The 15906-nt window shown below is 65.2% G+C and carries 15 protein-coding genes; 12 read left to right on the forward strand and 3 right to left on the reverse strand.

The genetic code is table 11. The features are described from left to right. Window positions 1-370: 370 nt before the first annotated feature. From ccoN to L6D77_RS07790, 12 genes are all read left to right on the forward strand, one after another. Window positions 371-1813 carry a cytochrome-c oxidase, cbb3-type subunit I gene (gene ccoN, locus L6D77_RS07735; RefSeq protein WP_232883850.1) on the forward strand — a complete coding sequence of 481 codons (1443 nt, stop codon included), beginning with the start codon at window positions 371-373 and terminating at the stop codon, window positions 1811-1813. Next, on the forward strand, window positions 1813-2421 hold the full coding sequence (gene ccoO, locus L6D77_RS07740; protein WP_236170033.1) for a cytochrome-c oxidase, cbb3-type subunit II: 609 nt from the start codon (window positions 1813-1815) through the stop codon (window positions 2419-2421). The genes ccoN and ccoO overlap by 1 nt, the downstream gene beginning before the upstream one ends. 5 nt (window positions 2422-2426) lie before the next feature. Continuing rightward, window positions 2427-2627, forward strand: coding sequence for a cbb3-type cytochrome oxidase subunit 3 (locus L6D77_RS07745; protein ID WP_232882883.1), 201 nt, complete (start codon window positions 2427-2429; stop codon window positions 2625-2627). Continuing rightward, a complete protein-coding gene (ccoP, locus tag L6D77_RS07750) occupies window positions 2624-3604 on the forward strand; it encodes a cytochrome-c oxidase, cbb3-type subunit III (RefSeq protein ID WP_232882882.1) in 981 nt (326 codons plus the stop codon). The genes L6D77_RS07745 and ccoP overlap by 4 nt, the downstream gene beginning before the upstream one ends. 320 nt (window positions 3605-3924) lie before the next feature. Further along, window positions 3925-5340, forward strand: a complete 1416-nt coding sequence (gene ccoG / locus L6D77_RS07755) for a cytochrome c oxidase accessory protein CcoG (RefSeq protein ID WP_232882881.1) — start codon at window positions 3925-3927, stop codon at window positions 5338-5340. 18 nt (window positions 5341-5358) lie between these two features. Further along, entirely contained in the window at window positions 5359-5889 is a 531-nt protein-coding gene (locus tag L6D77_RS07760) for a FixH family protein (protein ID WP_232882880.1), read from the forward strand. A 151-nt stretch (window positions 5890-6040) separates the two neighbouring features. Then, on the forward strand, window positions 6041-8512 hold the full coding sequence (locus L6D77_RS07765) for a heavy metal translocating P-type ATPase (RefSeq protein ID WP_232882879.1): 2472 nt from the start codon (window positions 6041-6043) through the stop codon (window positions 8510-8512). Continuing rightward, window positions 8494-8703, forward strand: coding sequence for a cbb3-type cytochrome oxidase assembly protein CcoS (gene ccoS, locus L6D77_RS07770; protein ID WP_232882878.1), 210 nt, complete (start codon window positions 8494-8496; stop codon window positions 8701-8703). The genes L6D77_RS07765 and ccoS overlap by 19 nt, the downstream gene beginning before the upstream one ends. After that, entirely contained in the window at window positions 8696-9379 is a 684-nt protein-coding gene (locus L6D77_RS07775) for a sulfite exporter TauE/SafE family protein (protein WP_232882877.1), read from the forward strand. The genes ccoS and L6D77_RS07775 overlap by 8 nt, the downstream gene beginning before the upstream one ends. Before the next feature lie 257 nt (window positions 9380-9636). Beyond that, window positions 9637-11019: an oxygen-independent coproporphyrinogen III oxidase gene (gene hemN / locus L6D77_RS07780; RefSeq protein ID WP_232882876.1), complete on the forward strand. Its 1383-nt coding sequence runs from the start codon at window positions 9637-9639 to the stop codon at window positions 11017-11019. Between the two features lie 187 nt (window positions 11020-11206). After that, complete coding sequence (gene fnrA, locus L6D77_RS07785) at window positions 11207-11941, forward strand: Crp/Fnr family transcriptional regulator FnrA (protein WP_110991794.1); 735 nt, start codon at window positions 11207-11209, stop codon at window positions 11939-11941. Window positions 11942-11995: 54 nt separating this feature from the next. Continuing rightward, entirely contained in the window at window positions 11996-12544 is a 549-nt protein-coding gene (locus L6D77_RS07790) for an adenine phosphoribosyltransferase (protein WP_028692867.1), read from the forward strand. Between the two features lie 195 nt (window positions 12545-12739). Here the strand turns inward: L6D77_RS07790 and recR are convergent, their stop codons facing one another. From recR to dnaX, 3 genes are all read right to left on the reverse strand, one after another. Further along, the gene (recR, locus tag L6D77_RS07795) at window positions 12740-13342 is read right to left on the reverse strand and encodes a recombination mediator RecR (protein ID WP_125464932.1); all 603 of its coding nucleotides are present in this window, start codon (window positions 13340-13342) and stop codon (window positions 12740-12742) included. Window positions 13343-13430: 88 nt separating this feature from the next. After that, a complete protein-coding gene (locus L6D77_RS07800) occupies window positions 13431-13766 on the reverse strand; it encodes a YbaB/EbfC family nucleoid-associated protein (RefSeq protein WP_110991796.1) in 336 nt (111 codons plus the stop codon). Between the two features lie 63 nt (window positions 13767-13829). Further along, window positions 13830-15872 (reverse strand): DNA polymerase III subunit gamma/tau, encoded by a 2043-nt coding sequence (gene dnaX / locus L6D77_RS07805; RefSeq protein ID WP_232882875.1) that lies wholly within the window; start codon window positions 15870-15872, stop codon window positions 13830-13832. Window positions 15873-15906 lie beyond the last annotated feature (34 nt).

The following is a 15906-nucleotide window of genomic DNA, read 5'->3' on the forward strand; positions in this document are numbered from 1 at the left end:
GCACCCCCTCCGAACGCAACTAAGCTTGTTGCCACAGTTGCCCCGCTCGCAGCAGCCGGAGCAGACGTGGTTCACAGCCTGCCACCATGCAGCGAATCCAGCCTTGCGAGCCCACGCTTTGGGATGATGCCTTGCGTGCCCGTCCCGGCAATAAAAGCTTGACCGATCGATCAGAAAAACATGGGAAACGGTACACATTACAAAGATTTATTTGTGTACAATCGTTCAAACCCCGACGCCACGGGACGGTGGCGAACAGGGTCTGGACACGGGTCGGCGTACATAACATGCGTTGCCATAATCATGGCGGTTATTGATACTGGCGCCGATTTACCAACCAACAAGAATACCCAAACCGTGGAACCTTAGAATGAGCACTGCAATCAGTCCGACTGCTTATAACTATAAGGTCGTCCGCCAGTTCGCCATCATGACGGTGGTCTGGGGGATCCTTGGCATGGGGCTTGGCGTCTTCATCGCCTCGCAACTGGTATGGCCCCAGCTCAACCTGGACCTGCCATGGACGAGCTTCGGCCGCCTGCGCCCACTGCACACCAACCTGGTGATCTTCGCCTTCGGTGGCTGTGCCCTGTTCGGCACCAGCTACTACGTGGTGCAGCGCACCTGCCAGACCCGCCTGATCTCCGACAGCATGGCCGCCTTCACCTTCTGGGGCTGGCAGGCGGTGATCGTCGGCGCGCTGATCACGCTGCCCATGGGCTTCACCACCACCAAGGAATACGCCGAGCTCGAGTGGCCGCTGGCGATCCTGCTGGCCATCGTCTGGGTGACCTACGGGCTGGTGTTCTTCGGCACCATCGTCAAGCGCAAGACCAAGCACATCTATGTCGGCAACTGGTTCTACGGGGCCTTCATCGTGGTCACCGCGATGCTGCACATCGTCAACCACATGTCGCTGCCAGTGAGCCTGTTCAAGTCGTACTCGGCCTACTCCGGCGCCACCGACGCGATGATCCAGTGGTGGTACGGCCACAACGCCGTGGGCTTCTTCCTCACCACCGGTTTCCTCGGGATGATGTACTACTTCGTGCCCAAGCAGGCCGAGCGCCCGATCTACTCCTATCGCCTGTCGATCGTGCACTTCTGGGCACTGATCACCCTGTACATCTGGGCCGGCCCGCACCACCTGCACTACACCGCCCTGCCGGACTGGGCACAGTCACTGGGCATGGTGATGTCGATCATCCTCCTGGCGCCGAGCTGGGGCGGCATGATCAACGGCATGATGACCCTGTCGGGGGCCTGGCATAAGCTGCGCACCGACCCGATCCTGCGCTTCCTCGTGGTATCGCTGGCGTTCTACGGCATGTCCACCTTCGAAGGCCCGATGATGGCCATCAAGACGGTCAACTCGCTGTCCCACTACACCGACTGGACCATCGGCCACGTGCACGCCGGCGCCCTCGGCTGGGTGGCGATGATCTCGATCGGCGCGGTCTACCACATGATCCCCAAACTGTACGGCCGCGAGCAGATGCACAGCGTCGGCCTGATCAACACGCACTTCTGGCTGGCGACCATCGGCACCGTGCTGTACATCGCCTCGATGTGGGTCAACGGCATCACCCAGGGCCTGATGTGGCGCGCCATCAACGACGACGGCACCCTCACCTATTCGTTCGTCGAAGCGCTGCAAGCCAGCCACCCGGGCTACATCGTCCGCGCCCTGGGCGGTGCGTTCTTCGCCTCGGGCATGCTGCTGATGGCCTACAACGTGTTCCGCACCGTTCGCGCGGCCAACCCGGTACAGGCTGAGGAAGCCGCCAAGATCGTCGTCGTGGGAGCGCACTGATGAAGCATGAAGCCGTCGAGAAGAACATTGGCCTGCTGGCCTTCTTCATGGTCATCGCCGTCAGCGTGGGTGGCCTTACCCAGATCGTCCCGCTGTTTTTCCAGGACGTCACCAACAAGCCGGTCGAAGGCATGAAGCCGCGCACCGCACTGGAAGTCGAAGGTCGCGATATCTATATCCGCGAAGGCTGCGTGGGCTGTCACTCGCAGATGATCCGCCCGTTCCGCGCCGAGACCGAGCGCTACGGCCACTACTCGGTGGCCGGCGAAAGCGTGTGGGACCACCCGTTCCTGTGGGGCTCCAAGCGCACCGGCCCGGACCTGGCCCGCGTGGGTGGCCGCTACTCCGATGACTGGCACCGCGCGCACCTGTACAACCCGCGCAACGTGGTACCGGAATCGAAGATGCCGTCCTACCCGTGGCTGGTCGAGAACAAACTCGATGGCAAGGACACCGCCAAGAAACTGGAAGTCCTGCGCACCCTCGGCACGCCGTACACCGACGAAGACATCGCCGGTGCCCGCGACGCGGTCAAGGGCAAGACCGAGATGGACGCCCTGGTGGCGTACCTGCAAGGCCTTGGCACCCTCATCAAAAGCAAACGGTGACACTGATGGATATCGGGATGATTCGCGGCCTGGGCACCGTCGTGGTGCTGGTGGCTTTCGTGGGCCTGGCGTTGTGGGTGTTCAGCCCGCGGCGCAAGCAGGACTTCGACGAGGCCACGCAGTTGCCCTTTGCGGACGACCCCGAGGCCACTCGCCACGTTGAGCACGCGAAAGCGCAAAAAGCTTCTGGGAGCAAACAACAATGACAACCTTCTGGAGTCTGTACGTCACCGTCCTGACCCTGGGCACCATCTTCGCCTTGACCTGGCTGTTGCTGTCGACCCGCAAGGGCCAGCGCGAAGAGATCACCGACGAAACCGTCGGCCACGCCTTCGATGGCATCGAGGAATACGACAACCCGTTGCCCAAATGGTGGTTCTGGCTGTTCGTCGGCACCATCATCTTCGCCCTGGGCTACCTGGTGCTGTACCCGGGCCTGGGCAACTGGAAAGGCGTGCTGCCAGGTTATTCGTACCTGGATAACGACAAGCAGACCGAGTTCAGCAATGGCCAGGCCGGTTGGACCGGCGTGCACGAGTGGGAAAAGGAGATGGCCAAGGCCGACGCCCGCTTCGGGCCGATCTTCGCCAAGTTCGCTGCCATGCCGGTGGAAGAAGTGGCCAAGGACCCGCAGGCACTCAAGATGGGCGCACGCCTGTTCGCCTCCAACTGCTCGGTGTGCCACGGCTCCGACGCCAAGGGCGCCTACGGCTTCCCCAACCTGACCGACAACGACTGGCGCTGGGGCGGAGAACCGGAAACCATCAAGACCACCATCATGGGTGGTCGCCATGGCGTGATGCCGGGCTGGGGCACGGTGATCGGCGAGCAGGGCGTGGCTGACGTGGCGGCCTTCGTGCTGACCAGGCTCGACGGCCGCACACTGCCCGAGGATGCCAAGGCCGACCCGGTCAAGGGCCAGCAGATCTTCGCCACCAACTGCGTGGCCTGCCATGGGCCTGAAGGCAAGGGCACTCCCGCCATGGGCGCGCCGAACCTGACCCACCCGCAGGCGTTCATCTACGGCTCGAGCTTCGCCCAGCTGCAACAGACCATCCGCTATGGCCGCCAGGGCCAGATGCCGGCCCAGGAACAGATGCAGGGCAACGACAAGGTGCACCTGCTGGCGGCCTATGTATATAGCCTGTCGCATCAGCCGGAGGCAGCTCCACAGGCCGAGTAAGGCAGGCCTGGCCTCTTCGCGGGCAAGCCCGCTCCCACAGGTTCACTGCTTTTTCAAACGTTGCGCAGTTCCTGTGGGAGCGGGCTTGCCCGCGAAGAGGCCGGCACAGGCACTGCATAACTTGAGAGCAGATGACCTGGATCAATTGACACTCGCCATATCACGATTCAAACCAGCACCCAACGCGACTAAGTGTCGCAGCAAGGCCCCGGCACGCCACCACAGGCGTATCATGGGCCGCAGAGCGCCAGCAAGAACGCGCGCGACTGCGGCCGGCAAGCACTGGCCGCGGCGTTTCTCCACTGCCGTGGGACTAGATGATGAGCAAGCAAATTCCGGTACATGACGTCACCCCGCCTGCCAGCAAAGGGAAGGATTCCGTCGACCTCTACGCATCACGCGAAAAAATCTATACACGCGCCTTCACTGGCATTTTCCGCAGGCTGCGGATGGTCGGCGGCGCGGTGTTGTTCCTGCTGTATTTCGGCACTGTGTGGCTGAACTGGGGCGGCCACCAGGCCGTGTGGTGGAACCTGCCCGAGCGCAAGTTCTACATCTTCGGCGCCACCATCTGGCCGCAGGACTTCATCCTGCTCTCGGGCCTGCTGATCGTCGCGGCCTTTGGCCTGTTCTTCATCACCGTCTACGCCGGCCGCGTCTGGTGCGGCTACACCTGCCCGCAAAGCGTGTGGACCTGGGTGTTCATGTGGTGCGAGAAGGTCACCGAGGGTGACCGCAACCAGCGCATGAAGCTGGACAAGGCGCCCATGAGCGGCAACAAGTTCCTGCGCAAGTTCGCCAAGCACAGCCTGTGGCTGCTGATCGGCTTTGTCACCGGCATGACTTTCGTCGGCTACTTCTCGCCGATCCGCGAACTGGTCATCGAGTTCTTTACCGGGCAGGCCGACGGCTGGGCCTACTTCTGGGTCGGTTTCTTCACCCTGGCCACCTACGGCAACGCCGGCTGGCTGCGCGAGCAGGTGTGCGTGTACATGTGCCCCTATGCGCGCTTCCAGAGCGTGATGTTCGACAAGGACACCCTGATCGTCAGCTACGACCCCCGCCGCGGCGAAACCCGTGGCCCGCGCAAAAAAGACATCGACTACAAGGCCAAGGGCCTGGGCGACTGCATCGACTGCACCATGTGCGTGCAGGTCTGCCCCACCGGCATCGACATTCGCGACGGCCTGCAGATCGAGTGCATCGGCTGCGCCGCCTGCATCGACGCCTGCGACAGCATCATGGACAAGATGAACTACCCCAAGGGCCTGATCAGCTACACCACCGAACACAACCTGTCCGGGCAGAAGACCCACATGCTGCGCCCGCGCCTGATCGGCTACGCGCTGGTGCTGCTGGTGATGATCGGCGCCCTGACCACCGCCTTCGCCACCCGTTCGCTGGTCGGCTTCGACGTGGCCAAGGACCGGGTGCTGTACCGCGAGAACGCCCAGGGGCGGATCGAAAACGTGTACAGCCTGAAAGTGATGAACAAGGACCAGCGCGACCACGTCTACGTGCTGGATGCCGCCGGCCTGCCGGACCTCAAGCTTGAAGGCCACCGCGAGATCCGCGTGGCCGCCGGCGATATCGTCAGCCTGCCGGTGCAACTGTCGGTTGCCCCGGAGAAACTGCCCTCGACCACCAACGAAATCACCTTCATCCTCAAGGACGCCGACGACAGCGCCAGCCAGGTTGAAGCCAAGAGCCGCTTCATCGGCCCACAGATCCGCTGACTAGAGAGAACACAGACAATGCCTGCCGCCACCGCCGCCAGCCCCTGGTACAAGCACCTCTGGCCCTGGATCATCATCGGCATCCTGGCCACCTCGGTCTGCCTGAGCCTGACCATGGTCAGCATCGCCGTGCGCAACCCGGACAACCTGGTCAACGACAACTATTACGAAGCCGGCAAGGGCATCAACCGCTCGCTGGACCGTGAACTGCTGGCCCAGACCCTCAACATCAAGGCCAGCATCCACCTGGACGAACTGACCGGTGAAGTGGACGTGCGCCTGACCGGCAACAGCGCCCCCCAGGCGCTTGAGCTGAACCTGATCTCGCCGACCCAGCCGAACAAGGACCGCAAGGTGGCGCTGGCACGCACCGAGCCGGGCCGCTATGTCGGCCAGCTGGACGACAAGGTCGATGGCCGGCGCTTCGTCGAACTGCTCGGCAGCCAGGATGACCATGTGTGGCGGTTGTTCGAAGAAGAGAAGGTCGAGCATGGGGTGACCTTGCAGTTGGGCGATGAAGCATTGCAAGGTGCCGAGCACCAGCCATGATTTTCCCTATGATGGGGGCGCTGCGCGCCCCTTTCGCGGCACAAGGCCGCTCCTACAGGGTTATGCGATCTCCTGTAGCAGCGGCCTTGCGCCGCGAAAGGGCTGCACAGCAGCCCCAGCATTCTCGAAGTATCAATAAGACCGCCCGAAAATGACCCAACCCACCCCCTGCTACCACTGCGCCCTGCCCGTCCCCGCCGGCAGCCGCTTCACCGCCGTGGTGCTCGGCGAGCCCCGGGCATTCTGCTGCCCGGGTTGCCAGGCGGTGGCCGAGTCCATCGTCGCCGGGGGCCTTGAGCACTATTACCAGCACCGCAGCGACACCAGCGCCAACCCCGAAGCCCTGCCCCGCCAGTTGCAGGACGAACTGGCGCTGTACGACCGCAACGACGTGCAACAGGGCTTCGTGCGCCACGAGGGCGAACTGGCCGAAGCCACCCTGCTGGTCGAAGGCATCAGCTGCGCCGCCTGCGGCTGGCTGATCGAGAAACACCTGCGCACCCTGCCCGGGGTTGCCGAAGCGCGCCTGAACCTGTCCAACCACCGCCTGCTGGTCAACTGGGCCGACAGCGCGCTGCCGCTGTCCAGGCTGCTGGCCGAGCTGCGGCGCATCGGCTACGCCGCCCACCCCTACCAGCCGGACCAGGCCGCCGAGCAGCTGGCCCGGGAAAACCGTAGCGCCCTGCGCCGCCTGGGCGTGGCCGGGCTGCTGTGGTTCCAGGCGATGATGGCGACCATGGCCACCTGGCCGGAATTCAACATCGACCTGTCCCCCGAGCTGCACACCATCCTGCGCTGGGTCGCGTTGTTCCTCACCACCCCGATCGTGTTCTACAGCTGCGCGCCGTTTTTCAAGGGCGCCGCCCGCGACCTGCGCACCCGACACCTGACCATGGACGTCTCGGTGTCGCTGGCCATCGCCCTGGCCTACTGCGCCGGGATCTGGACCGCGATCACCGGCAGCGGCGAGCTGTACTTCGACACCGTGGGCATGTTCGCCCTGTTCCTGCTCACCGGCCGCTACCTGGAACGCCGCGCCCGCGAGCGCACGGCGGCGGCCACGGCGCAGCTGGTCAACCTGCTACCGGCCTCGTGCCTTCGCCTGGACGCCAACGGCCAGGCCGAGCGCATCCTGCTTGGCGAACTCAAGTGCGGCGACCGGGTACAGGTGCTGCCCGGCGCGGTGATCCCTGCCGACGGCTGCATCGTCGAGGGCCGCTCCAGCGTCGACGAATCGCTGCTCACCGGTGAATACCTGCCCTTGGCGCGGCGCGCCGGCGACCGGGTCACCGGCGGCACCCTCAACGTCGAGAGCACCCTCACCGTCGAGGTCCAGGCCCTGGGCCAGGACTCACGGCTGTCGGCCATCGTGCGCCTGCTGGAGCGGGCACAGACCGAAAAGCCGCGCCTGGCCGAGATTGCCGACCGCGCCTCGCAATGGTTCCTGTTGTTCACCCTGGTAGCGGCGGCGATCATCGGCCTGGTCTGGTGGCAACTCGATGCCGGGCGGGCGTTCTGGATCGTCCTGGCCATGCTGGTCGCCACCTGCCCCTGCGCGCTGTCGCTGGCCACCCCGACCGCCCTCACCGCCGCCACCGGCACCCTGCACAAGCTTGGCCTGCTGGTGACCCGTGGCCATGTGCTGGAAGGCCTCAACCAGATCGACACGGTGATCTTCGACAAGACCGGCACCCTCACCGAGGGCCGCCTGGCCCTGCGCAGCATCCGCCCGCTGGGGCGCCTGGATGCCGACCGCTGCCTGGCACTGGCCGCTGCGCTGGAGAACCGCTCCGAACACCCTATCGCCCGCGCCTTCGGCCGCGCCGCCCGGCCGGCCGAGGCAGTCAACGCAGTGCCTGGCCTGGGCCTGGAGGGTGAGGTGGACGGCCAGCGCCTGCGCATCGGCCAGGCCACCTTCGTCTGCGCCCTGAGTGGTGCCGAGGTGCCTGGCGTACCCGAGCCTCGCGGCCAGTGGCTGCTGCTGGGCGATCGCCAGGGCCCGCTGGCCTGGTTCGGCCTGGATGATCGCCTGCGCGACGACGCCGCCGACCTGGTGGCCGCCTGCAAGGCCCGTGGCTGGAAAACCCTGCTGCTGTCCGGCGACAGCTCGCCGATGGTTGCCGAGGTGGCCGCGCAGCTGGGCATCGACCAGGCCGTCGGCGGCCTGCGCCCGGACGACAAGCTCGCGCGCCTGAAACAGCTGCAGGCCGAAGGGCGCAAGGTGCTGATGCTGGGGGACGGGGTGAACGATGTGCCGGTGCTGGCCGCCGCCGATATCAGCATCGCCATGGGCAGCGCCACCGACCTTGCCAAGACCAGCGCCGACGCCGTGCTGCTGTCCAACAACCTGCACGCGCTGGTGCAGGCCTTCGCCCTGGCCCGGCGCACGCGCCGCAACATTGTCGAGAACCTGCTCTGGGCGACCCTGTACAATGGCCTCATGCTGCCGTTCGCCGCGCTTGGCTGGATCACCCCGGTATGGGCGGCGGTCGGCATGTCGGTCAGCTCGCTGATCGTCGTGCTCAACGCCTTGCGCCTGACCCGGCTGCCAACGCCCGCGGGCGTGCCGGCGAACGTACCACCGTCACTTGGAAGCAAACCCTTATGCCCGCCCTCTACGTGATGATCCCCGCCGCCCTGCTGCTGGTCGGGGTGGCCGTGTACATTTTCTTCTGGGCGGTGGACAGCGGCCAGTACGACGACCTCGAAGGGCCGGCCCACAGCATCCTGTTCGACGACCAGGACCCACGCCACCAGGCCGCGGTCAAAGACGAGCAACCCGCCGAAGACAAGGACACCAAACCGAGTGCCTGAACTGATCCCCCTGCTCGGCTCGGCGCTGGTCCTCGGCCTACTCGGCGGCGGCCACTGCCTGGGGATGTGCGGCGGCCTGATGGGCGCCTTGACCCTGGCCATCCCGCCGGAGCAGCGCAGCCGGCGCCTGCGCCTGCTGCTGGCCTACAACCTCGGGCGCATCCTCAGCTATGCCGCTGCCGGCCTGTTGCTGGGCCTGGCCGGCGTGGCCCTGGCCAGCAGCCCGCTGGCAATCGGGCTGCGGGTGGTCGCGGCGCTGCTGCTGATTGCCATGGGTTTGTACCTGGCGGGGTGGTGGAGTGGCCTGACCCGTATCGAGGCATTGGGACGCGGCCTGTGGCGCCACATACAGCCGCTGGCCACACGGTTGCTGCCGGTGTCCAGCTTGCCCCGCGCCCTGCTGCTCGGCGCCTTGTGGGGCTGGCTGCCGTGTGGGCTGGTGTACAGCACCCTGCTGTGGGCGGCCAGCCAGGGTGATGCGCTGCACAGCGCGGCGCTGATGCTGGCGTTTGGTGTGGGTACCTGGCCGGTGTTGCTGGCCACGGGGTTGGCGGCAGAGCGTGTAGGCAGCGTGCTGCGCAAGCGCGGGGTGCGGATGGCGGGCGGGGTGCTGGTGATCCTGTTCGGGCTTTGGACGATGCCCGGGCCGCACCAGCATTGGCTGATGGGGCATTGACACAACCCTCGCTGTGCAGGAGCGGCCTTGTGCCGCGAAAAGGCCGCGCAGCGGCCCCAGGATCTCTGCATCATGCAAAATTGCCGGGGCCGCTTCGCAGCCCTTTCCGGTCGGTCCGGCGCCCCGGCAAGGCCGCTCCTACAGGGATCGGTGCTGGCCTGCCTAAGCGCGCCGATTGCCCTTGATGCAAATCAACACGCACGCCGCTGCACACCCCTAGACTCCGGACACTGCTGCTCTATCCGGGGACTGCCCACATGCTCGACGACCTACGCTGGGACGCCGACCTGATCCGTCGTTACGATCTGGCCGGGCCACGCTACACCTCCTACCCTACCGCCGTGCAACTGCACGGCGAAGTGGGCTCGTTCGACCTGCTCCACGCCCTGCGCGAGAGCCGCCGGGCCACGCGCCCGCTGTCGCTGTACGTGCACGTGCCGTTCTGCGCCAACATCTGCTACTACTGCGCCTGCAACAAGGTCATCACCAAGGACCGCGGCCGCGCCGCGCCCTACCTGCAGCGCCTGGAGCAGGAAATCCAGCTGCTCGCCTGCCACCTGGACCCCAAGCAACGCGTCGAGCAGCTGCATTTTGGCGGCGGCACCCCGACCTTCCTCAGCCATGTGGAACTGCGCCAGCTGATGGCGACCCTGCGCCAGCACTTCAACCTGCTGGACGATGACTCCGGTGACTACGGCATCGAGATCGACCCGCGCGAGGCCGACTGGTCGACCATGGGCCTGCTGCGCGAGCTGGGCTTCAACCGCGTCAGCCTCGGTGTGCAGGACCTCGATCCGGCGGTGCAGCGTGCGGTCAACCGCCTGCAGAGCCTGGAACAAACCCGCACCCTGATCGAAGCGGCGCGCACCCTGCAGTTCCGCTCGATCAACCTCGACCTGATCTACGGCCTGCCCAAGCAGACCCCGGAAGGTTTCGCCCGCACCGTCGAAGAAGTGATCCGCCTGCAACCCGACCGCCTGTCGGTGTTCAACTACGCCCACCTGCCCGAGCGTTTCATGCCGCAGCGGCGCATCGACAGCAACGACCTGCCGGCCCCCGCGGCCAAACTGGAGATGCTGCACGCCACCATCGACCAACTGACCGCCGCCGGTTACCGCTATATCGGCATGGACCATTTCGCCCTGCCCGACGACGAGCTGGCCATCGCCCAGGAGGAAGGCACCCTGCAGCGCAACTTCCAGGGCTACACCACCCACGGCCATTGCGACCTGATCGGCCTGGGGGTCTCGGCCATCAGCCAGATCGGCGACCTGTACTGCCAGAACAGCAGCGACCTCAACACCTACCAGGACACCCTGTCCACCGCCCAACTGGCCACCCAGCGCGGCCTGCTGTGCAACCAGGACGACCGCTTGCGGCGGGCGGTGATCCAGCAATTGATCTGCCATTTCGAACTGGACTTCGAACAGATCGAACGGCAATTCACCATCGATTTTCGCGGCTACTTCAACGAACTGTGGCCGCAACTGCAGGCCATGCAGCGCGACGGCCTGATCAGCCTCGACAGCAAAGGCATCCGCATCCTGCCAGCCGGCCGCCTGCTGGCGCGCTCGGTGTGCATGGTTTTCGATGCTTACCTCGCGCAACAGAATCGCCAGCGTTTCTCACGGGTGATCTGAGGCGATTGAGGCGTTTCACCGCATGGACAGCCCGCCTTCAGGGGCACACTATGGACAGTCGAAAGGTACCGGAAACATCCACTCCGGGCCGCCGCCAGCACGCACCAAACAAGTGCATGCTGGCCTCCAGCCTATGCCGTGGGTTACCCTTACGGCTTATGTGTGCTTTCCCACAAGGATCGAAGAAATGTCCGAGCCAGTAAAACTGCGCCCACACAACCAGGCCCACTGCAAGGATTGCAGCCTGGCCCCTCTGTGCCTGCCCCTGTCCCTCAACCTCGAGGACATGGATGCACTGGATGAAATCGTCAAACGCGGTCGCCCACTGAAAAAAGGCGAATTCCTGTTCCGCCAGGGTGACAATTTCGGCTCGGTTTACGCAGTCCGCTCCGGCGCCCTCAAGACCTTCAGCCTCAGCGACGCTGGCGAAGAGCAGATCACCGGCTTCCACCTGCCCAGCGAGCTGGTCGGCCTGTCCGGCATGGACACCGAAGCCTACCCGGTGTCGGCCCAGGCCCAGGAAACCACCTCGGTGTGCGAGATCCCCTTCGAACGCCTGGATGAGCTTTCGGTACAACTGCCGCAACTGCGCCGCCAGCTGATGCGGGTCATGAGCCGCGAGATCCGCGATGACCAGCAGATGATGCTGCTGTTGTCGAAGAAAACCGCCGACGAGCGCATCGCCACCTTCCTGGTCAACCTGTCGGCGCGCTTCCGCGCCCGTGGCTACTCGGCCAACCAGTTCCGCCTGAGCATGTCGCGCAACGAGATCGGCAACTACCTGGGCCTGGCCGTGGAAACCGTCTCGCGGGTGTTCACCCGCTTCCAGCAGAACGGCCTGCTCAAGGCCGAGGGCAAGGAAGTGCACATCCTCGACCCGATCCAGCTGTGTGCGCTGGCCGGTGGTGCAATGGAGGCCTGACACAGGCCGGATGCGGGTATACTGGCGCCTTGGTTTTTCCAGGATACCCGCACCATGCACAGCGACACTTTCGACCTCAAAGCCCTGATTCGCCCGGTAGTGGACTTCCCCAAACCGGGGGTCATCTTCCGCGATATCACTCCGTTGTTCCAATCGCCGCGTGGGCTGCGCTATGTCGCTGACCAGTTCATCGAGCGTTATGTCGAGGCCGAGTTCAGCCATATCGGTGCCATGGATGCGCGGGGTTTCCTGATCGGCTCGATCATCGCCCACCAGTTGAACAAGCCGCTGATCCTGTTCCGCAAGCAAGGCAAGCTGCCGGCCGACGTGCTGTCGGAGGGTTACCAGACCGAGTACGGCGAAGCCTTCCTGGAAGTGCACGCCGACAGCCTGTGCGAAGGGGATTCGGTGCTGATCTTCGATGACCTTATCGCCACCGGCGGTACCCTGCTGGCGGCAGCCAACCTGGTGCGTCGCACCGGGGCGCAGGTATTCGAGGCGGCGGCGATCATCGATTTGCCGGAGCTGGAAGGCTCGCGCCGGCTGCAGGCGGCCGGGGTACCGACCTTCTGCCTGACCGAGTTTTCGCTCAGCGAATACTGAGTGACCACCAGCAAGCCCGCATCGACTGCGATGCCCCCCTGTAGGAGCGGCCTTGTGCCGCGAAAGGGGCGCGCAGCGGCCCCAGGTTTCAGGTACGCCACGACGTTGCCGGGGCTGCTCCGCAGCCCTTTCGCGGCACAAGGCCGCTCCTACAGGGAATGTGCAAGCCCAGGGAATGGAGTGCCGCTCAGCGCGTCACAGCGAAATCGGCCGGCGCCCGGCAAAGGCATGGGCCAGCGTCCCGCCATCCACCAGTTCCAGCTCGCCACCCAGCGGTACGCCATGGGCGATACGCGTGGTGCTCAAACCCTTCTCGGCCAGCAACTGGGCGATGTAGTGGGCCGTCGCCTCCCCCTCCACCGTGGGGTTGGTCGCCAGGATCACCTCACTGAAGGTGCCCTGCTCTTCGATCCGCGCCATGAGCTGCGGAATACCGATTGCATCCGGCCCCAGGCCATCGAGCGGCGACAGGTGCCCCTTGAGCACGAAGTAACGGCCACGGTAGCCGGCCTGCTCCACTGCAAACATGTCCATCGGCCCTTCGACCACGCACAGCTGGCTGTCATCACGACGCGGGTCGGCGCACTGCGGGCACAGCTCCTGCTCGGTCAGGGTGCGGCACTGGCGGCAATGGCCAACGCCGTCCATGGCCTGGCTCAGGGCCTGGGCCAGGCGCGTACCGCCACTGCGGTCGCGTTCGAGCAGTTGCAGGGCCATGCGCTGGGCGGTTTTCTGGCCGACACCGGGCAGAATGCGCAGGGCGTCGATCAGTTGGCGGATCAGGGGGCTGAAGCTCATGTATGCGGGCCTGCCAGTTCAGGAAACAGAATGAACAAGGGAGCAACGACCGCCTGGCCGTTGCTCCCCCGGGGTAACGCGAAGCCGATCAGAACGGCATCTTGAAGCCAGGCGGCAGCTGCATGCCGGCGGTCATGCCGCCCATCTTTTCCTGGCTGCTCTGCTCGATCTTGCGCACGGCGTCGTTGAGTGCGGCGGCGATCAGGTCTTCGAGCACTTCCTTGTCGTCGGCATCAGCCGACATCAGGCTGTCATCGATGCTGACGCGCTTGACGTCGTGGCGACCGGTCATCACCACGCTGACCAGGCCACCACCGGACTGGCCGGTAACTTCGGCGTTCGCCAGCTCTTCCTGCATCTTCTGCATCTTTTCCTGCATCTGCTGGGCCTGCTTCATCAGGCCGGCCATGCCACCTTTCATCATGGGGTATACCTCAATTGGTTCATGTAATGCGGCCGCGCACAGGGCCGGCCGCATGGTTATCCGTTATTGGCCCTGGCTGGCCAGGGCATCCACAGGCTCAATAGTATCCTGCCGTACCGTCGCACCGAACTGCCGGATCATCTGCTGGATGAGCGGATCCTGTTCGATCGACACCACCGCATCGTGCTGGCGTTCGGCGCGTTTGCGGGACGCGGCCTGGGCCGGGGTTTCCTGCTCCGGGCGAATCAGTTCGATCTTCAGCCGGATCTCGCGCCCCAGCTGCTGGTTGAGCGCATCGTTGAGGCGGCGCTGTTGCGTGCTGTTGAACAACGCCCCTTGGCCCGGGTCCAGGTGCAGCAGCCAGTCATCACCATCGGCGGCGATCAGCGTACAGTTCGCGGCGATGTTGCCTGTCATACCCGAGACAGGCAATTGTGGGAATAATTCCAGCCATTGCAGGGCCAGGCCCGTGGCGGGCTGAGCCGCCGGCAGGGGCTCGGGGGCCTTGGCGGGCTCGTCTTCCTGCACATGCTCGGCCAGTTCGTCGAGGTAGCTGAAGCCCGCCGGGTCGCTGTCCGCGACGTAATAGTCTTCGTCCGCCGGCGGCTCGTCATCGCGATCCATGCCCACAGCGTTGTACGCGGACGGGTCAAAGGGTGGCGCGTCGTAGTCCGGCTGGCTGCCGGCCGGCTCGGCAACGGTCGGCGCGGCAACCACTGGCTCAGGCTGCGGCGGGGCGGCGACCGGCGCAGGAGGGGCGGCGGGCTCCTCCCATGGCAGATCGATCACGTCCTCGACCGGCTCGGGCACCGGGGCTGGCTCAGGCTGCGCGACGTGCGCTTGAGCCACGGCCTCGGCGACGACAGGCGCCTCTATCGGGGCCTGTGCGGCGGCTTGCTCGACAACAGGTTCAACGGGCGCTGCGACGGCAACTGCCGCAGCTGCCACCGGTGGGGCCGGATCAGCTGTGGCCTGGCTGATCCCCACTGGCTTTAGTACCGGTTTGGGTGCATCGTCGCTGTCGGCCGGGCGGAACGCCAGCATGCGCAGCAGGACCATTTCGAAGCCGCCACGCGGGTCGGGTGCCAGCGGCAGGTCGCGGCGGCCGATCAGGCCCATCTGGTAGTAGAACTGCACGTCCTCGGCGGGCAGCGCCTGGGCCAGCGCCAGCACCCGCTCACGGTCGCCCTGGCCGTTGTCGACCGCCTCGGGCAGCGCCTGGGCGATGGCCACGCGGTGCAGCACATTGAGCATTTCCGAGAGCACGCCGTTCCAGTCCGGCCCCTGCTCGGCGAGGTGGCGCACCGCTTCGAGCAAGGCCCGGGCATCGCCGTCGAGCAGTGCCTGCAGCACGCCGTATACCTGGCCGTGGTCAAGCGTGCCGAGCATCGCCCGCACATCCGCCGCCAACACCTTGCCTTCGCCGAAGGCGATAGCCTGGTCGGTCAGGCTCATGGCGTCGCGCATCGAGCCGTCGGCAGCACGGCCCAGCAACCACAGGGCGTCGTCTTCGAACGGCACGTTCTCGGCGCCCAGCACATGGCTGAGGTGCTCGACCACCCGCTCCGGGCTCATGTTCTTCAGCGAGAACTGCAGGCAGCGCGACAGGATGGTGGCCGGCAGCTTTTGCGGATCGGTGGTGGCGAGGATGAACTTGACGTAGGGCGGCGGCTCTTCCAGCGTCTTCAACAAGGCGTTGAAGGAGTGGGTCGAGAGCATGTGCACTTCGTCGATCAGGTAGACCTTGAAGCGCCCGCGGCTGGGGGCGTACTGCACGTTGTCGAGCAGCTCGCGGGTATCTTCGACCTTGGTGCGGCTGGCGGCGTCGATCTCGATCAGGTCGACGAAGCGGCCTTCATCGATCTCCCGGCACACCGAGCAGGTACCGCAGGGCGTGGAGGTGATGCCGGTTTCGCAGTTCAGGCACTTGGCGATGATCCGCGCGATGGTGGTCTTGCCCACCCCACGGGTGCCGGTGAACAGGTACGCATGGTGCAGGCGCTGGTTGTCCAGGGCGTTGATCAAAGCCTTGAGCACATGGGTCTGGCCGACCATTTCGCGGAACGAGCGCGGACGCCATTTACGTGCAAGAACCTGATAACTCATCAAAAAACCATCGTGACCGGAGCGGGCGGAAAGA

Source organism: Pseudomonas parasichuanensis (assembly GCF_021601385.1).
Taxonomy (GTDB): domain Bacteria; phylum Pseudomonadota; class Gammaproteobacteria; order Pseudomonadales; family Pseudomonadaceae; genus Aquipseudomonas; species Aquipseudomonas parasichuanensis.